Here is a 16883-nt window from a genome sequence, read left to right as displayed (position 1 = left end):
AACGAAGAACTTTGAACCATGGCCACTATCCACGTAGACGGCAAAGAGCTCGAAGTCGACGGGGCAGACAACCTGTTACAGGCATGTCTGTCGCTAGGCCTCGATATCCCCTATTTCTGCTGGCACCCCGCCCTAGGCAGCGTTGGCGCTTGCCGCCAGTGCGCGGTCAAGCAGTACACCGACGAGAACGACAAGCGTGGTCGGATCGTCATGTCGTGCATGACGCCAGCTACCGACGGCAGCTGGATTTCCATCGACGACGAAGAAGCGAAAGTGTTTCGCGCCAGCGTCGTTGAATGGCTGATGACTAACCACCCTCACGACTGCCCGGTCTGTGAAGAAGGCGGTCACTGCCACCTGCAAGACATGACCGTGATGACCGGCCACAACGAGCGCCGTTATCGCTTCACCAAGCGTACTCACCAGAACCAGCAACTGGGCCCGTTCATTTCCCACGAGATGAACCGCTGCATCGCTTGCTACCGCTGCGTGCGCTTCTATAAGGACTACGCCGGCGGCACTGACCTCGGTGTGTTCGGCGCCCACGACAACGTGTACTTCGGTCGCGTTGAAGACGGCACCCTGGAAAGCGAGTTCTCCGGCAACCTCACCGAGGTCTGCCCGACCGGTGTGTTCACCGACAAGACTCACTCCGAGCGCTACAACCGCAAGTGGGACATGCAGTTCTCGCCGAGCATCTGCCATGGCTGCTCCAGCGGTTGCAACATCTCCCCGGGCGAGCGCTACGGTGAACTGCGTCGTATCGAAAACCGTTTCAACGGTTCGGTAAACCAGTACTTCCTGTGCGACCGTGGCCGCTTCGGCTACGGCTACGTCAACCGCGAAGACCGCCCGCGTCAGCCAAAGCTGGCCAACGGCGCCAAGCTGACGCTCGACGAAGCGCTGGATAAAGCCGCCGACCTGCTGCGCGGTCGCAACATCGTCGGTATCGGTTCGCCACGTGCCAGCCTCGAAAGCAACTACGCGTTGCGCGAACTGGTCGGCGCCGAGCACTTCTACTCCGGTATCGAAGCCGCTGAGCTGGAACGCATTCGTCTGGTCATGCAGGTGCTGAAAGACAGCCCGCTGCCGATCCCGAACATGCGCGACATCGAAGACCACGACGCCATCTTCGTCCTCGGTGAAGACTTGACCCAGACTGCTGCGCGCATGGCCCTGTCCCTGCGTCAATCGGTCAAAGGCAAAGCCGAAGACATGGCCGACGCCATGCGCGTTCAGCCTTGGCTCGACGCTGCGGTGAAGAACATCGGTCAGAACGCTCTGAGCCCGCTGTTCATCGCCAGCCTGGCTGAAACCAAGCTCGACGACATCGCTGAAGAATGCGTTCACGCGGCGCCAGACGACCTGGCCCGCATCGGTTTCGCCGTGGCTCACGCCCTCGACGCCAGCGCGCCTGCCGTTGAAGGCCTGGACGCTGAAGCGCTGGCGCTGGCCAAGCGTATCGCCGATGCCCTGCTCGCAGCCAAGCGTCCGCTGATCATTGCCGGTACCTCGTTGGGTTCCAAGGCGCTGATCGAAGCGGCGGCGAACATCGCCAAAGCGCTGAAGCTGCGCGAGAAGAACGGTTCCATCAGCCTGATCGTGCCAGAGGCCAACAGCCTCGGCCTGGCCATGCTCGGTGGCGAATCGGTCGACGCGGCCCTGCAAGCCGTGATCGACGGCAAAGCCGACGCCCTCGTCGTGCTGGAAAACGATCTGTACACCCGTACCGACAAAGCCCGTGTCGATGCAGCCCTGAACGCCGCGAAAGTGGTGATCGTGGCGGACCATCAGAAAACCGCTACCAGCGATCGCGCGCACCTGGTTCTGCCAGCCGCCAGCTTTGCTGAAGGCGACGGTACGTTGGTCAGCCAGGAAGGCCGCGCCCAGCGTTTCTTCCAGGTCTTCGACCCGACTTACCTCGACGCGAGCATCCTCGTTCACGAAGGCTGGCGCTGGCTGCATGCCCTGCGCGCGACCCTGTTGAACCAGCCAATCGACTGGACTCAACTGGACCACGTCACCGCTGCGTGTGCTGCAAGCACTGCGCAACTGGCCGGCATCGTCAGCGCCGCGCCGTCCGCCGCGTTCCGTATCAAAGGCCTGAAACTGGCGCGCGAACCGCTGCGTTACTCCGGTCGCACCGCCATGCGCGCCGACATCAGCGTGCACGAACCGCGTACTTCCCAGGATAACGACACCGCGTTCTCGTTCTCCATGGAAGGTTACTCGGGCTCGGTCGAACCGCGTCAGCAAGTGCCATTCGCCTGGTCTCCGGGCTGGAACTCACCGCAAGCCTGGAACAAGTTCCAGGACGAAGTCGGTGGTCACATCCGCGCTGGCGACCCGGGCACCCGCCTGATCGAAAGCACCGGTGATTCGCTGAACTGGTTCGCCAGTGTTCCTCGCGCGTTCAACCCGGCTCCAGGTACCTGGCAGGTTGTACCGTTCTTCCACTTGCTCGGCAGCGAAGAGAACTCTTCCAAAGCCGCGCCGGTTCAAGAGCGCATCCCGGCCGCGTACGTGTCGCTGGCCAAATCCGAAGCCGACCGCCTGGGTGTCAAGGATGGCACCATGCTGAGCTTGAACGTGGCTGGCCAGACCCTGCGTCTGCCGCTGCGCATCAACGAAGAGCTGGGTGCCGGTCTGGTCGCATTGCCGGCCGGTATCGCTGGCATTCCGCCGGCGATCTTTGGCAAATCCGTTGACGGTCTGCAGGAGGCAGCTCAATGACCTGGTTCACGCCTGAAGTGATTGACGTGATCATCGCGGTCCTCAAGGCCATCGTGATTCTGCTCGCCGTCGTGGTGTGCGGCGCGCTGCTGAGCTGGGTCGAGCGTCGTTTGCTCGCCCTCTGGCAGGACCGCTACGGTCCGAACCGCGTCGGCCCGTTCGGCGCGTTCCAGATTGCGGCCGACATGATCAAGATGTTCTTCAAGGAAGACTGGACCCCACCGTTCGCCGACAAAGTGATCTTCACCTTGGCACCGGTCGTGGCCATGAGCGCCTTGCTGATTGCCTTCGCGATCATCCCGATCACCCCGACCTGGGGCGTGGCGGATATCAACATCGGCATCCTGTTCTTCTTCGCCATGGCCGGTCTGTCGGTCTATGCGGTGTTGTTCGCCGGCTGGTCGAGTAACAACAAGTTCGCCCTGTTGGGCAGCTTGCGGGCCTCGGCGCAAACCGTGTCGTACGAAGTGTTCATGGGCCTGTCGCTGATGGGCATCGTGATCCAGGTCGGCTCGTTCAACATGCGCGACATCGTTGAGTATCAAGCGCAGAACCTGTGGTTCGTCATTCCGCAGATCTTCGGTTTCCTGACCTTCTTCATCGCTGGCGTCGCCGTGACTCACCGTCACCCGTTCGACCAGCCGGAAGCGGAACAGGAACTGGCCGACGGTTACCACATTGAATACGCCGGCATGAAATGGGGCATGTTCTTCGTCGGCGAGTACATCGGCATCGTGTTGATTTCGGCGCTTCTGGTGACCTTGTTCTTCGGTGGCTGGCACGGTCCGTTCGGTATTCTGCCGCAGATCCCGTTCATCTGGTTCGCACTGAAAACCGCGTTCTTCATCATGTTCTTCATCCTGCTGCGCGCTTCGATTCCGCGCCCACGGTATGACCAAGTGATGGATTTCAGCTGGAAGTTCTGCCTGCCGCTGACCCTCGTCAACATGCTGGTGACCGCTGCGATCGTGTTGCTCAACACGCCCGCCGTCGCGGCTCAGTGAGGATAGAGAATCATGAAGTACATTTTTGACATCGTGCATGGCTTCTTTACCCAGCTTCGCAGCCTGGTGATGATCTTCGGCCATGCCTTCCGCAAGCGCGACACGCTGCAGTACCCGGAAGAAGCTGTGTACCTGCCGCCGCGCTTTCGTGGACGTATCGTCCTGACTCGCGACCCTGATGGCGAAGAGCGTTGTGTAGCCTGCAACCTGTGCGCCGTGGCGTGCCCGGTCGGTTGCATCTCGCTGCAGAAAGCTGAAACCGAAGACGGTCGCTGGTACCCGGAGTTTTTCCGTATCAACTTCTCGCGCTGCATTTTCTGCGGCCTCTGCGAGGAAGCCTGCCCGACCACCGCAATCCAGCTGACACCGGATTTCGAAATGGCCGAGTTCAAACGTCAGGACCTGGTGTACGAGAAAGAAGATCTGTTGATCTCCGGCCCCGGCAAAAACCCTGATTACAACTTCTATCGTGTTGCAGGTATGGCGATTGCCGGTAAGCCAAAAGGCGCCGCGCAAAATGAAGCCGAACCGATCAACGTGAAGAGCTTGCTGCCTTAAGGAAGAAAGATGGAATTCGCTTTCTATTTCGCATCGGGTATCGCTGTTGTGTCCACGCTTCGCGTGATCACCAACACCAACCCTGTGCACGCCCTGCTCTACCTGATCATTTCGCTGATTGCCGTGGCGATGACCTTTTTCGCCCTCGGCGCGCCGTTCGCCGGCGTGCTGGAAGTGATCGCCTACGCTGGCGCCATCATGGTGCTGTTCGTGTTTGTGGTGATGATGCTGAACCTGGGCCCGGCCTCGGTTCAGCAAGAGCGCGTCTGGCTCAAGCCCGGCATCTGGCTCGGCCCGGTCGCACTCGGCGCCCTGCTGCTGGTTGAACTGCTGTACGTGTTGTTCAGCGACGCCAGCGGTCAGGCCATCGGCCACACCACCGTAGACGCCAAGGCCGTGGGCATCAGCCTGTTCGGTCCTTATCTGCTGGTGGTCGAACTCGCCTCGATGCTGCTGCTTGCTGCAGCCGTCACGGCGTTCCACTTGGGCCGCAACGAAGCCAAGGAGCAATGACGATGCCTGCTATCCCTCTCGAGCATGGACTCGCCGTTGCCGGCATCCTGTTCTGCCTCGGTCTGGTCGGCCTGATGGTCCGGCGCAACATTCTCTTCGTGCTGATGAGCCTGGAGGTCATGATGAATGCCTCCGCACTGGCCTTCATCGTTGCCGGTAGCCGCTGGGGTCAGCCGGATGGACAGATCATGTTCATCCTGGTGATCAGCCTGGCAGCCGCCGAGGCCAGTATTGGCCTGGCGATTCTGTTGCAGCTGTATCGCCGCTTCCACACTCTCGATATCGACGCTGCCAGCGAGATGCGCGGATGAATCTTCTCTATCTGACTTTCGTATTCCCTCTCATGGGTTTCCTGCTGCTGGCGTTCTCACGCGGGCGCCTCTCGGAAAACCTGTCGGCCGTGATCGGCGTCGGCTCCATTGGCCTGTCGGCCATCGTGACGGCTTATGTGATCTGGCAGTTCAACGTTGCGCCACCTGAAGGCGGTCACTACACGCAAGTGTTGTGGCAGTGGATGGCGGTGGAAGGCTTTACGCCTAATTTCGCCCTGTACCTGGATGGTCTGTCCCTGACCATGCTCGGTGTGGTAGTCGGCGTCGGCTTCCTGATCCACCTGTTCGCGTCCTGGTACATGCGCGGTGAAGCCGGTTACTCGCGCTTCTTCGCCTACACCAACCTGTTTATCGCCAGCATGCTGTTCCTGGTGCTGGGCGATAACCTGTTGTTCCTGTACTTCGGTTGGGAAGGCGTGGGCCTGTGCTCGTATCTGTTGATCGGTTTCTACTACAGCAACCGTAACAACGGTAACGCGGCACTCAAAGCCTTCATCGTGACCCGTATCGGCGACGTGTTCATGGCCATCGGCCTGTTCATCCTGTTCCAACAGTTGGGCACGCTGAACATCCAGGAACTGCTAATCAAGGCGCCGGAGCACTTCAAGTCCGGCGACTTCTGGATCGTCATGGCGACCCTGATGCTGCTGGGCGGCGCTGTCGGTAAATCCGCGCAACTGCCGCTGCAAACCTGGCTGGCAGATGCGATGGCAGGTCCTACTCCGGTTTCGGCACTGATCCACGCCGCGACCATGGTGACCGCCGGTGTTTACCTGATCGCCCGTACTCACGGCCTGTTTGCGTTGGCGCCGGACATCCTGCATCTGGTGGGCGTTGTCGGCGGTGTGACCCTGGTGCTGGCCGGTTTCGCCGCACTGGTTCAGACCGACATCAAACGTATCCTCGCCTACTCGACCATGAGCCAGATCGGCTACATGTTCCTGGCGCTGGGCGTTGGCGCCTGGGATGGCGCGATCTTCCACCTGATGACCCACGCCTTCTTCAAGGCGCTGCTGTTCCTTGCTTCCGGTGCGGTGATCGTCGCCTGCCACCACGAGCAGAACATCTTCAAGATGGGCGGCCTATGGAAGAAACTACCACTGGCCTACGCCAGCTTCATCGTCGGCGGCGCGGCGTTGTCTGCCCTGCCACTGGTGACCGCGGGCTTCTACTCCAAGGACGAAATCCTCTGGGAAGCGTTTGCCAGCGGCAACCACGGTCTGCTCTATGCAGGTCTGGTCGGCGCGTTCATGACGTCGCTGTACACCTTCCGCCTGATCTGCATCGCGTTCCACGGTGAAGCGAAGACCGAAGCCCACGCCGGTCACGGCATCGCTCACTGGCTGCCACTGTCGGTGCTGATCGTATTGTCTACCGCCATTGGCGCGATGATCGTTCCACCGCTGCACGGCGTGCTGCCGGAAAGCGTCGGCCATGCCGGCGGCGAAGCCAAGCACAGTCTGGAAATCGCCTCGGGCGCCATCGCCCTGGCCGGTATCCTGCTGGCCGCCTTGCTGTTCCTCGGCAAGCGTCGTTTCGTCACTGCAGTCGCCAACAGCGGCATCGGCCGCTTCCTTTCGGCCTGGTGGTTCGCTGCCTGGGGCTTCGACTGGATCTACGACAAACTGTTCGTCAAGCCCTACCTTGCGATCACCCACGGACTGCGCAAAGACCCGCTCGACCAAACCATCGGTCTGATCCCGCGCATGGCCAAAGGCGGTCACAGCGCCCTGAGCCGTACCGAAACCGGTCAACTGCGTTGGTACGCGGCATCCATGGCTGCTGGCTCCGTGCTGGTCATCGGCGCCATTGTGCTGGTAGCGGTCTGATATGAACCTTGCGAACTTGCGAAAGGAATTGAGCCCGTCATGATTCTGCCTTGGCTAATCCTGATCCCCTTCATCGGCGGCCTGCTGAGCTGGATGGGTGAGCGCTTCGGCGCTACCCTCCCCCGCTGGATTGCGCTGTTGACCATGACCCTGGAACTCGCTCTCGGCCTCTGGCTGTGGGCCCACGGTAATTATTCATTTGCTCCGGCACCGGGTGCCGATCCGACCTGGGTGCTTGAGTTCAAGCACATCTGGATCGAGCGCTTCGGCATCAGCGTGCACCTGGCCCTCGACGGCCTGTCGCTGTTGATGATCCTGCTGACCGGTCTGCTGGGTATCCTCTCGGTACTCTGCTCGTGGAAAGAGATCCAGCGTCACGTTGGCTTCTTCCACTTGAACCTGATGTGGATCCTGGGCGGTGTCGTTGGCGTGTTCCTCGCCCTCGACCTGTTCATGTTCTTCTTCTTCTGGGAAATGATGCTGGTGCCGATGTACTTCCTCATCGCGCTCTGGGGTCACAGTTCTTCGGACGGCAAGAAAACCCGGATCTACGCGGCGACCAAGTTCTTCATCTTCACTCAGGCTTCCGGCCTGATCATGTTGGTGGCGATCCTGGGTCTGGTCCTGGTCAACTTCAACGACACCGGCGTGATTACGTTCAACTACGCCGATCTGTTGAAAACCAAGATGTCGCTGACCACCGAGTACATCCTGATGCTCGGCTTCTTCATCGCCTTCGCGGTCAAGTTGCCAGTCGTGCCGTTCCACTCCTGGTTGCCTGATGCTCACGCCCAGGCGCCGACGGCGGGTTCGGTCGACCTGGCCGGTATCTTGTTGAAAACGGCTGCTTACGGTCTGCTGCGTTTCGCCCTGCCGCTGTTCCCGAATGCCTCGGCCGAGTTTGCGCCGATCGCCATGACCCTCGGTCTGATCGGGATTTTCTATGGTGCGTTCCTGGCCTTCGCACAAACCGACATCAAGCGTCTGATCGCCTACTCCTCCGTTTCCCACATGGGCTTCGTGTTGATCGGCATCTACTCCGGCAGCCAACTGGCGCTGCAGGGTGCGGTGATGCAGATGCTGGCACACGGTCTGTCGGCCGCGGCACTCTTTATCCTCAGCGGTCAGCTGTACGAGCGCACTCACACCCGCGACATGCGCGAGATGGGTGGCCTGTGGTCGAAGATTGCTTACCTGCCGGCCATCAGCCTGTTCTTCGCAGCCGCGTCATTGGGCTTGCCGGGTACCGGTAACTTTGTGGGTGAGTTCCTGATCCTGATCGGCACGTTCCCAAGCGCCCCATGGATCACTATCATCGCGACGTCCGGTCTGGTGTTCGGTTCGGTCTACTCGCTGATCATGATCCACCGTGCCTACTTCGGCCCGTCCAAATCGGATGCGGTGCTGCATGGCATGGATGGTCGCGAACTGATCATGGTGGTCGGCCTGGCGGCACTGCTGATTTACATCGGCGTGTACCCGCAACCGTTCCTCGATACCTCTGCCGCTACGATGCATGGCGTGCAGCAATGGCTCGGTACCGCCTTCACTCAACTCGCTTCGGCCCGGTAAGAGCGCTATGGAATTCACGACTCAACACTTTATCGCGCTTGCGCCGTTGTTGATCACCAGCGCCACGATCATCGTGGTGATGCTGGCAATCGCCTGGCGTCGCAACCACTCGCAGACCTTCCTGATTTCCGTGGCGGGTCTGAACCTGGCGTTGCTGTCGATCCTGCCAGCCCTGAAAGTCGCGCCTCTGGCCGTGACCCCGTTGCTGCAGATCGACACCTTCGCTTGCTTGTACATGGCGCTGATCCTGGTCGCCACCCTCGCTTGTGTGACCCTCGCCCACGCCTACCTCGGCGATGGCGGTTCGGGTTACCCGGGTAACCGTGAAGAACTTTACCTGCTGATCCTGATGGCCGCCGCCGGTGGCCTGGTACTGGTCAGCGCGCAGCACCTGGCCGGGTTGTTCATCGGTCTGGAACTGCTCTCGGTACCGGTCTACGGTCTGGTGGCTTACGCCTTCTTCAACAAGCGTTCGCTGGAAGCCGGTATCAAGTACATGGTGCTGTCGGCCGCCGGTTCCGCGTTTCTGTTGTTTGGTATGGCCCTGCTGTATGCCGACTCCGGTAGCCTGAGCTTCGTTGGCATCGGCCAGGCCCTGGCCGCCACCGGCCTGCCAAGTTCGCTGGCGCAACTGGGCCTGGGCATGATGCTGATCGGTCTGGCGTTCAAGCTGTCGCTGGTACCGTTTCACCTCTGGACCCCGGACGTTTACGAAGGTGCTCCGGCACCGGTGGCAGCGTTCCTGGCCACCGCGTCGAAAGTCGCTGTGTTCGCAGTGATGGTGCGTCTGTTCCAGATCTCGCCGGCGGCAAGCAGCGGTGTGCTGAGCGACGTGCTGACCATCATCGCCATCGCGTCGATCCTGTTCGGTAACCTGCTGGCACTGACCCAAAGCAACCTCAAGCGTCTGCTGGGTTACTCGTCCATCGCTCACTTCGGTTACCTGCTGATCGCCCTGGTGGCGAGCAAGGGTCTGGCCGTGGAAGCCATCGGCGTGTACCTGGTCACCTACGTGATCACCAGCCTCGGCGCGTTCGGCGTGATCACGCTGATGTCCTCGCCGTACAACGGCCGTGACGCGGATGCCCTGTACGAATACCGCGGCCTGTTCTGGCGCCGTCCGTACCTGACCGCCGTCCTGACCGTGATGATGCTGTCCCTGGCCGGTATCCCGCTGACCGCGGGCTTCATCGGCAAGTTCTACATCATCGCCACCGGTGTCGAGTCGCAGCAATGGTGGCTGGTCGGCGCCCTGGTACTGGGCAGCGCCATCGGCGTTTTCTACTACCTGCGCGTCATGGTCACCCTGTTCTTGATCGAGCCGAACCTGCGTCGCCACGACGCGCAATTGCACTGGGAACAACGTGCAGGCGGCGTGATGCTGCTGGCCATCGCCGCACTGGCGTTCTTCCTTGGACTGTATCCGCAGCCGTTGCTGGTCCTGGTTCAGCAGGCCGGTTTGTCAGGTTGATCGCTTAAGCGGTAGATCGTAGAAAACAGGAACGGCACCTTCGGGTGCCGTTTTTGCGTTTGTAGGATTTGTTATTGATGTGGCCGCCGCCTCCCATAATCCAGAAAGCTCTCGCCGGATTGTCCGCTTCGTCCTACATCCAATATTGAGCGCTTGGTTCTATCTTGAGTGACTGCCGGACGGAGAAATCGAGAAAAGAGCGAATGATGAAGCGTGACATTTTTTGTGAATTAGTAGAGGGCTTCGATGCCTTGGCTGCTGCCCTCGTCCACATCGACTGCCGCCAGTTCCACCGTTTCGAATGCTTTCGAAGAGGATGACGGCAGAATTACCCGACGCACCGCGTCGACCATCAGCGAGCCCCCTTCAGTCGCGGTGGCGTGATCTCGAATCAGCCACTCCACCGAAAGGCCCGGTCAGTCAGGGGCCGGCAGCGCATCGTCTACACTGTCCACTTCAAAAATCGCTTGGCTTATCGGTGGTTCGGCAAGCGCTGCCATCTCGTCCAGAATCCCGAGTGCCGCGGGCAAAGCAGTGGCATCGGCGACCAGTAACAGATGCTGGAGCTGTTAAGGCGGCTTCCATTCGAAACCTCCCGTGTCTTGCGCCGAAAACTGGCGATCAGGTGCGACGTTCTGGATCGGCTCGCCCGCTGCTGCATGCATTGCCCAACGGGATGCCGGGCGCTGAACAACCGGCATCGAGCGGTAACGTGCGTACCAGCCATCGTCATGAGAAAGCCTGGCAGGCGAGCCGTCCACAGCCGGAAAGAACAGCTTCACGCGCTGATCCGGTGCCCAGGTTGTCATCTCGGTGAGCATCGGACCGGCCAGAGTGACGCGCATCAAATGAGGACTCAGTGTCTTTTTGTGCCGCAGGACTGCGTCGAATATTTTGTACGGGGTGGTGGAGGCCATGGGGGAATTCCTGTTGGGAATCGACAGTGACTACGTCTAGAAACGAGTCAATGTGGATCCCCTTTAAGGCGTTCTGTCCAAAAGCACCCAGGAAAAGTCCGTTACTGGGCCACTGGACGTTCGACAACCAGCAATTCGATGTTCTGTTTCTTAGCCCGGACGAGCGCCGCACCCACTTCTGCCTGTTTGGCCTCGGCCTCGGCTTTCGAATTGAATGGCCCGACCAGAATCCGGGTCTTTCCATTCTCCTTGACAACATTGGAAACGAAACTGTGCTCAATCAGCCAGCCGCTAAGGTCGCTGACCGCTTGAGTTGTTTCGCCTCGAACTTCGAGATCCCATTGTGGCGCGGATGCTACCGAAGGTGCAGCCACAGCTGCCGGCTGCGGCTTTTGCGCGTCAACGCTCTTGCCCTCACCGCATCCCGCCAGCGCCAGTACCGCGATTACCAAGACCATTTTGCCCACAACGCTTCCCTCTGAATGCTTAAAGCGACGATTTTAACATTCATGAATACTTCCCGAGTGCCGCAAAATGGGCTTAAAACAACGAGAATGATGATTGCGGCCTCTGTATAGTTACGCCTTGGGAATTAATGCAGCATCTGCACGTCAGAAAGAGGCACCCAAACCGTGAGACTTCGCACTAATCTATACATACCACCGACCTCTGCACTGTCCGAATCAGGTGCCCTACAAAGCAATCAAGGAGAAAACCATGCTGATACTCACCCGCAAAGTCGGTGAAAGCATAAACATTGGTGATGACATTACGATCACCATTCTGGGCGTTAGCGGCCAGCAAGTCAGGATTGGCATTAACGCCCCGAAAGACGTTGCGGTGCATCGCGAAGAAATCTATCAGCGCATTCAGGCTGGTCTCACTGCTCCAGACAAACCGCAGACCCCCTGAATCCTGTTGTAGTCAGTAGCCAGCCCGTTTCGCCCCAGAACCATGGCTGGCTAGAGATTCAAGCGCCGCATCGTCATCCGCTTACTCGCTCGCCCCAGTCCCGAGACGGGTCACGGCACTTCGCTGCCATCCCCTCCAGAACGTGAAACCGATACTACCGGCAAGTTTCATGTCATGGCTGTCAGACGCTTCCGATTAACCCCGAGGAAGAGCCCGATCAATCGCGGCTAACCAAACGTCACGCCGCGCGCCATGCCCGTGGCAGCCACAACTATCAGCAACACCAGCAACGCTTCGATATGACTGATTCGGGCAAACAGCTGTGTCCGACCGGTATCGATAGCCATGCCACGACCTAAGGCAATCCGCCATCTGATCAGCGTCACCATCGGCGCAACTTCAAGCAACAGGATCAGGACAAACAACGTCATCTTGAGATGGAACAGTGGCTGGTGAAGATAGTAGTCAGTGCCTTTTTCGTACCCTCCAAAGGCTCGCACCCCACCCGTTACCAATAGAATGACTGCAGAGATTCCCCATAGATTGTCGGCGACCAAAACGCTGCGAACCTCCCCCGCACCGGCAGCCAGACGACGCAATGCAGTCCCGCGAGTCAGCACAGCCCAAAAGCCCAGCGCAAAGGCCAAGAGATGTATCGCCGCAAGAAACCAGTGAGCCAGCATCGAGATACTCCTGTCAGGACGAAATTTGGATTGGCCTGTCAGTAGTAGCCCATAAAGCCGGGAATTGCCCGATGCCAAAAAGTTAGAAGAGCCCAGCACGATGGCTGGGCTCTGGCTATTTCCTGTTTTCCATCATCTTGTCGGCGAGAGCTTTGGCCCTTTCAATCAACAGGTTCTGCCTGTCTTCATGAGTAGCCCCTCCTACAACCGGTGCCGTCAAATTGCTTTCCGCAATCAACGCAGCGCAGAAGTATTGATCCCAAACAGCTCTGTCCTCAGATGCCTGTTTGTTCGTTTGGTCGGCGATCATATGCGGCTCCTTTTGATGAGGTAGCACCGCTATCTTACGCCTGAACCGCAGACAACCCGCGCACTGAAGACGATCAGCAAACTGGGCGGTCATCCGAAGAGAGCCCGTCACCGCGTCTCTCGCTTGGCGATGGCCAGAGCATTGTTTTGAATGGTTTTGCAAAAGCTTTGCAAATCGCAGACAACAAAAAAGGGCTCACCTTTCGGTGAGCCCTTCTAGACCGCCCAGCAGAGCGGATTTTGTTTGGTAGGCGCGATTGGACTCGAACCAACGACCCCCACCATGTCAAGGTGGTGCTCTAACCAACTGAGCTACGTGCCTGCTGTGAGGCGGCATTCTACGGAATTCCGAAGGGGTGTCAACACCTTTTTTTGAGCTAACCCTATGAATATGCAAAATATTTAATTTTGCCGCTGCAAAGAAGATTTTGCGGTGGCTGGCGGTCGTTTTTTATCTCGGGTAGGATCGATGCACTCGTAAAATATATTAAACAGAGGCTGCAGGATGGCGAACACCCCCTACCCGGAATCCTATTACGCCGCATCGGCCAATGCGGTACCACCGCGCCCAGCCCTGCAGGATGACGTAGAAACTGATGTCTGTGTGATCGGCGCCGGTTACACCGGTCTGTCCTCTGCCCTGTTTCTGCTGGAAAACGGTTTCCGAGTCACGGTGCTTGAAGCCGCGAAGGTAGGTTTTGGTGCGTCGGGGCGTAACGGTGGCCAGATCGTTAACAGTTACAGCCGCGACATCGATGTGATCGAGCGCAGTGTGGGTCCCAAGCAAGCGCAGTTGCTGGGTCAAATGGCGTTCGAGGGTGGGCGGATCATTCGTGAGCGGGTGGCCAAATATAATATCCAGTGCGACTTGAAGGACGGTGGTGTATTTGCCGCCATTACCGCCAAGCACATGGGTCATCTGGAATCCCAGAAGCGTCTGTGGGAGCGTTTCGGTCACACGCAGCTTGAACTGATGGATCAGCGTCGCATCCGTGAAGTGGTCGCGTGCGATCAATACATCGGCGGCATGCTCGACATGAGCGGCGGGCACATTCATCCATTGAACCTGGCGCTGGGCGAAGCGGCGGCCGTCGAGTCGTTGGGCGGTATCCTTTATGAGCAGTCACCGGCGGTGCGCATAGAGCGCGGCGCGAATCCGGTGGTGCATACACCTCAGGGCAAGGTCAGGGCTAAATTCATCATCGTTGCGGGTAACGCGTATCTCGGTAATCTGGTGCCGGAACTGGCCGCCAAATCGATGCCCTGCGGAACTCAGGTGATCACCACTGAACCCTTGGGCGACGCATTGGCCAAGAGCCTGTTGCCGCAGGATTACTGCGTCGAGGACTGCAACTACCTACTCGACTACTACCGTTTGACCGGCGACAAGCGCCTGGTCTTCGGCGGTGGTGTGGTGTATGGCGCGCGGGATCCGGCGAACATCGAGGCGATTATTCGGCCGAAGATGCTCAAAGCCTTCCCGCAGCTCAAGGACGTGAAGATCGATTACGCCTGGACCGGCAATTTCCTACTGACCTTGTCGCGTCTTCCTCAGGTCGGACGCCTGGGCGACAACATCTACTATTCCCAGGGCTGCAGCGGCCATGGCGTGACCTATACGCACCTGGCGGGCAAGGTGCTGGCCGAAGCGTTGCGTGGCCAAGCCGAGCGTTTCGACGCCTTTGCCGACCTGCCCCACTACCCGTTCCCCGGTGGACAACTGCTGCGCACACCGTTTGCCGCGTTGGGCGCCTGGTATTACGGACTGCGAGACAAATTCGGCTTCTGACCGATAGATGCAAAAAAAGGGGCCACTGCAAGATGGCCCTTTTCATTTCAGCTCAGGAAGTCAGCTCTCTCGCTGATTGAGCCTCTGCAAGAACTCGGCGCTGCGCTGCTGATCCATTTCCTCTTTGGCCAAGAGCTCGGGAAGCAACTCGGCCGCACGCTGGGCATCGAGGATGAAGACGCCGTCATCATCACCAATGGCCAAGTCCCCCGGCTGCACCTGAACTCCGCCCACATTGATCGACTGATTGACCTCCCCACGGGCGCCAATACCGCGAGTCGTGTACGCACTGACGCCCCGACAAAAAATCGGCAAACCATGGCGACGCAATGCGCTGACATCCGTGACCGCACCCGACACCACCACCCCGGCCAACCCTTTGATCAACCCGGCCAGCGTGCGGAGTTCGCCCCAGCAACCACACTCCTCGTCGCCCACACATTCGATCACCAACACGTCGCCCGGCTCACTCAGCAACAGCGCTTCACGCAAAATACTGCCATCCGGCGGGAAAACTTTGACGGTGACGACATTGCCGACCATTCGGATGTTGTTGAACAGCGGTTTGATCCCCCGCAGGAAGCCCCGATCGGAAAAATGGCCGATGGTTGACGAAGGGATCGACCGGTAAGCGTGGAGCTGCTCCGGGCTGACGAGCTGTTGGCGCGTGGCAATCTGATAACTCATCGGCATTTCCCCGGGCGTAGCAATGGGCAGGTCGAACAGTATTCAACGGGCTCGGAGGCCAGGTAGTAGAAGCAGCAGGTCCGTCGAAAGCGAATACTGCGCTGCCCCTCGTCGAGCGGTGTTGGTGGACGACGGAAGTGGCTCAGCGGGTTGTAATCGAGGCCGAACAGCGCAGGTTCTGCCTCGGTCAGCAACCACCTGAAGTCCGCTTCATAGCGCTCGCGCACCGACGGTTCCTCGATTTTTGCCATTCGTTTTTCATACAACGAATACACGCGTACCGCGGTGTTTTCCCACAAGATGCGCCGTGAAACGCCGCTGACACGGTTGAAGGTTTGCCACAGCGGTTTCAGCAGCCCGACAAACAGCGCCTGCACCAGGGTTTCCCGCCAGACCTCGCGTTCACCGGCCCCATACGTCAGCGCCGGGGAGTGAGCCAGCGGCATCGAAGACGTCCACAGCCCTTCATCGTGGCCGTACTCGATCACTGCGTTGTCCAGCGACAGTAGCAAGCCTTTGTCGTAGACCGACATGGCGTACAAACAGGCGCCGGTTGCCAGGAATGACAGGCGCTTGCCCAGCAGCGAGGCAGTGATCGCCCGCGACGGTGAGCCGATGATCGGCGTCAATGCGTCCAGCAGACGCTCGCACACGTCCTCTTGCAGCAGGTCACGCGCCATCAGAGAACGTAACGGGTCTCGCTCGGTGCTGTCCTTCAACCGCAACCCACCGCCCAGCACGTTCCATTCTTGCGCGGTGAAGTGGCGCGCCAGACTCATTGCGGCAATTCCCGACCAAACGGGATGCACATCGGCGTACCAAAAAACGGGTCAGGAATTATCCTGCAGTTGAGGTCGAATACTGTTTTGACCAGCGCCTGAGTCAAGACGTCCTCAGGCCGACCCTGGGCAAACGCCGCGCGGTCATGCACCGCGACCATGTGATCCGCATAGCGACAGGCCAGGTTGAGATCGTGAAGCACCATGATGATGGTTTTGTTCTCGAGCCGGTTGAGGTCGCGCAGCAGGTCCAGCACTTCAATCTGGTGAGCCAGGTCGAGGAAGGTTGTCGGCTCATCCAGCAGCACGACGCCGGTGTCCTGGGCCAGGGTCATGGCGATCCACGCACGTTGACGCTGCCCACCGGACAAGGCATCCACCGGCCGATCCGCCAGCGCCTGCAGACTGGTCTGCGTCAGCGCGCGATTGACCATGGTTTCATCCTCTGCCGACCACTGCTGCATCCAGCTCTGATACGGGTATCGGCCCAAGGCCACGAGCTGACGCATGGTAATGCCTTCCGGCGCCGTTGGCGTCTGGGGCAGGATGGCCAACTCACGTGCCACCGCCGCAGTGGATTTTTGCTGGATATCCACACCGTTGAGAATCACCGAGCCTTGCTGCGGTTTCAGCAGTCGGGCGAAGGATTTGAGCAAAGTACTTTTGCCGCAGCCGTTACTGCCAATCAGCACCGAGATCTTGCCCTTGGGCAGTTGCATGTCCAGCGCGTCAATAATCACCTGGCGCTGATAACTCAGGGTCAGGCCGCGACTTGCAATCGACGTCATACGTTGA

Annotated in this window: 18 protein-coding genes and 1 tRNA gene; 10 read left to right on the top strand and 9 right to left on the bottom strand. The window is 59.3% G+C overall.

Annotation, left to right across the window (positions count from 1 at the left end; all coding sequences use genetic code 11):
* Positions 1-18 precede the first annotated feature (18 nt).
* Genes nuoG through nuoN form a run of 8 tightly spaced genes read left to right on the top strand, consistent with a single transcriptional unit; the run spans position 19 to position 10012 of the window.
* Positions 19-2733 (top strand): NADH-quinone oxidoreductase subunit NuoG, encoded by a 2715-nt coding sequence (gene nuoG, locus QK293_RS13145; protein WP_282377691.1) that lies wholly within the window; start codon positions 19-21, stop codon positions 2731-2733.
* The gene (gene nuoH / locus QK293_RS13140) at positions 2730-3737 is read left to right on the top strand and encodes an NADH-quinone oxidoreductase subunit NuoH (RefSeq protein ID WP_008146046.1); all 1008 of its coding nucleotides are present in this window, start codon (positions 2730-2732) and stop codon (positions 3735-3737) included. The genes nuoG and nuoH overlap by 4 nt, the downstream gene beginning before the upstream one ends.
* A gap of 9 nt (positions 3738-3746) precedes the next feature.
* The gene (gene nuoI, locus QK293_RS13135; protein ID WP_095143201.1) at positions 3747-4295 is read left to right on the top strand and encodes an NADH-quinone oxidoreductase subunit NuoI; all 549 of its coding nucleotides are present in this window, start codon (positions 3747-3749) and stop codon (positions 4293-4295) included.
* A 9-nt stretch (positions 4296-4304) separates the two neighbouring features.
* Complete coding sequence (gene nuoJ / locus QK293_RS13130; protein WP_095631557.1) at positions 4305-4808, top strand: NADH-quinone oxidoreductase subunit J; 504 nt, start codon at positions 4305-4307, stop codon at positions 4806-4808.
* Between the two features lie 2 nt (positions 4809-4810).
* Positions 4811-5119, top strand: coding sequence for an NADH-quinone oxidoreductase subunit NuoK (gene nuoK / locus QK293_RS13125; protein WP_007905077.1), 309 nt, complete (start codon positions 4811-4813; stop codon positions 5117-5119).
* Positions 5116-6969 carry an NADH-quinone oxidoreductase subunit L gene (gene nuoL, locus QK293_RS13120; protein ID WP_282377690.1) on the top strand — a complete coding sequence of 618 codons (1854 nt, stop codon included), beginning with the start codon at positions 5116-5118 and terminating at the stop codon, positions 6967-6969. Before nuoK ends, nuoL begins: the two co-directional genes overlap by 4 nt.
* A 39-nt stretch (positions 6970-7008) precedes the next feature.
* Positions 7009-8541 (top strand): NADH-quinone oxidoreductase subunit M, encoded by a 1533-nt coding sequence (gene nuoM, locus QK293_RS13115; RefSeq protein ID WP_282377689.1) that lies wholly within the window; start codon positions 7009-7011, stop codon positions 8539-8541.
* Between the two features lie 7 nt (positions 8542-8548).
* Entirely contained in the window at positions 8549-10012 is a 1464-nt protein-coding gene (gene nuoN / locus QK293_RS13110) for an NADH-quinone oxidoreductase subunit NuoN (RefSeq protein ID WP_282377688.1), read from the top strand.
* 230 nt (positions 10013-10242) lie between these two features.
* Here nuoN and QK293_RS27590 read toward each other — a convergent pair whose 3' ends face one another.
* The 3 genes from QK293_RS27590 to QK293_RS13100 form a co-directional block, all read right to left on the bottom strand.
* The gene (locus QK293_RS27590; RefSeq protein ID WP_348775350.1) at positions 10243-10416 is read right to left on the bottom strand and encodes a hypothetical protein; all 174 of its coding nucleotides are present in this window, start codon (positions 10414-10416) and stop codon (positions 10243-10245) included.
* Positions 10417-10581: 165 nt separating this feature from the next.
* The gene (locus tag QK293_RS27585) at positions 10582-10929 is read right to left on the bottom strand and encodes a siderophore-interacting protein (RefSeq protein ID WP_348775349.1); all 348 of its coding nucleotides are present in this window, start codon (positions 10927-10929) and stop codon (positions 10582-10584) included.
* A gap of 101 nt (positions 10930-11030) precedes the next feature.
* On the bottom strand, positions 11031-11396 hold the full coding sequence (locus tag QK293_RS13100; protein WP_282377687.1) for an SPOR domain-containing protein: 366 nt from the start codon (positions 11394-11396) through the stop codon (positions 11031-11033).
* Between the two features lie 250 nt (positions 11397-11646).
* Between QK293_RS13100 and csrA the strand changes: the two genes are divergently transcribed.
* Positions 11647-11841: a carbon storage regulator CsrA gene (gene csrA / locus QK293_RS13095; protein WP_007938114.1), complete on the top strand. Its 195-nt coding sequence runs from the start codon at positions 11647-11649 to the stop codon at positions 11839-11841.
* A 227-nt stretch (positions 11842-12068) separates the two neighbouring features.
* Here the strand turns inward: csrA and QK293_RS13090 are convergent, their stop codons facing one another.
* From QK293_RS13090 to QK293_RS13080, 3 genes are all read right to left on the bottom strand, one after another.
* On the bottom strand, positions 12069-12524 hold the full coding sequence (locus QK293_RS13090) for a DUF2214 family protein (protein WP_282377686.1): 456 nt from the start codon (positions 12522-12524) through the stop codon (positions 12069-12071).
* A 115-nt stretch (positions 12525-12639) separates the two neighbouring features.
* On the bottom strand, positions 12640-12834 hold the full coding sequence (locus QK293_RS13085) for a hypothetical protein (RefSeq protein ID WP_282377685.1): 195 nt from the start codon (positions 12832-12834) through the stop codon (positions 12640-12642).
* A gap of 244 nt (positions 12835-13078) precedes the next feature.
* Positions 13079-13155, bottom strand: a tRNA-Val gene (locus tag QK293_RS13080).
* A 183-nt stretch (positions 13156-13338) separates the two neighbouring features.
* On the opposite strand from QK293_RS13080, the gene QK293_RS13075 reads away from it, so the two are divergent.
* A complete protein-coding gene (locus tag QK293_RS13075) occupies positions 13339-14622 on the top strand; it encodes an FAD-binding oxidoreductase (RefSeq protein WP_282377684.1) in 1284 nt (427 codons plus the stop codon).
* A 60-nt stretch (positions 14623-14682) separates the two neighbouring features.
* Here QK293_RS13075 and QK293_RS13070 read toward each other — a convergent pair whose 3' ends face one another.
* From QK293_RS13070 to QK293_RS13060, 3 genes are read right to left on the bottom strand one after another with little or no spacing between them, the layout of a single operon-like run.
* A complete protein-coding gene (locus QK293_RS13070; protein WP_282377683.1) occupies positions 14683-15315 on the bottom strand; it encodes an RraA family protein in 633 nt (210 codons plus the stop codon).
* Entirely contained in the window at positions 15306-16088 is a 783-nt protein-coding gene (locus QK293_RS13065) for an IucA/IucC family C-terminal-domain containing protein (protein ID WP_282377682.1), read from the bottom strand. Before QK293_RS13065 ends, QK293_RS13070 begins: the two co-directional genes overlap by 10 nt.
* A complete protein-coding gene (locus QK293_RS13060) occupies positions 16085-16876 on the bottom strand; it encodes an ABC transporter ATP-binding protein (protein WP_282377681.1) in 792 nt (263 codons plus the stop codon). Before QK293_RS13060 ends, QK293_RS13065 begins: the two co-directional genes overlap by 4 nt.
* Positions 16877-16883: the final 7 nt, after the last annotated feature.

Origin of the sequence: Pseudomonas sp. AL03 (genome assembly GCF_029960815.1) — a bacterium.
Lineage (GTDB): Bacteria > Pseudomonadota > Gammaproteobacteria > Pseudomonadales > Pseudomonadaceae > Aquipseudomonas.
Note: the sequence above shows the minus strand (reverse complement) of the source record. Positions and strands in the feature narration are given on the sequence as shown.

What these genes read in the sequence shown, in the direction of transcription:
- nuoN (WP_282377688.1), top strand. Translation starts at nt 8,549, where the DNA reads ATGGAATTCACGACTCAACACTTTATCGCGCTTGCGCCGTTGTTGATC.
- nuoG (WP_282377691.1), top strand. Translation starts at nt 19, where the DNA reads ATGGCCACTATCCACGTAGACGGCAAAGAGCTCGAAGTCGACGGGGCA.
- nuoM (WP_282377689.1), top strand. Translation starts at nt 7,009, where the DNA reads ATGATTCTGCCTTGGCTAATCCTGATCCCCTTCATCGGCGGCCTGCTG.
- QK293_RS13060 (WP_282377681.1), bottom strand. Translation starts at nt 16,876, where the DNA reads ATGACGTCGATTGCAAGTCGCGGCCTGACCCTGAGTTATCAGCGCCAG.
- QK293_RS13075 (WP_282377684.1), top strand. Translation starts at nt 13,339, where the DNA reads ATGGCGAACACCCCCTACCCGGAATCCTATTACGCCGCATCGGCCAAT.
- QK293_RS13065 (WP_282377682.1), bottom strand. Translation starts at nt 16,088, where the DNA reads ATGAGTCTGGCGCGCCACTTCACCGCGCAAGAATGGAACGTGCTGGGC.
- QK293_RS13090 (WP_282377686.1), bottom strand. Translation starts at nt 12,524, where the DNA reads ATGCTGGCTCACTGGTTTCTTGCGGCGATACATCTCTTGGCCTTTGCG.
- nuoL (WP_282377690.1), top strand. Translation starts at nt 5,116, where the DNA reads ATGAATCTTCTCTATCTGACTTTCGTATTCCCTCTCATGGGTTTCCTG.
- QK293_RS13070 (WP_282377683.1), bottom strand. Translation starts at nt 15,315, where the DNA reads ATGCCGATGAGTTATCAGATTGCCACGCGCCAACAGCTCGTCAGCCCG.
- nuoH (WP_008146046.1), top strand. Translation starts at nt 2,730, where the DNA reads ATGACCTGGTTCACGCCTGAAGTGATTGACGTGATCATCGCGGTCCTC.
- nuoK (WP_007905077.1), top strand. Translation starts at nt 4,811, where the DNA reads ATGCCTGCTATCCCTCTCGAGCATGGACTCGCCGTTGCCGGCATCCTG.
- QK293_RS27585 (WP_348775349.1), bottom strand. Translation starts at nt 10,929, where the DNA reads ATGGCCTCCACCACCCCGTACAAAATATTCGACGCAGTCCTGCGGCAC.
- nuoJ (WP_095631557.1), top strand. Translation starts at nt 4,305, where the DNA reads ATGGAATTCGCTTTCTATTTCGCATCGGGTATCGCTGTTGTGTCCACG.
- QK293_RS13085 (WP_282377685.1), bottom strand. Translation starts at nt 12,834, where the DNA reads ATGATCGCCGACCAAACGAACAAACAGGCATCTGAGGACAGAGCTGTT.
- csrA (WP_007938114.1), top strand. Translation starts at nt 11,647, where the DNA reads ATGCTGATACTCACCCGCAAAGTCGGTGAAAGCATAAACATTGGTGAT.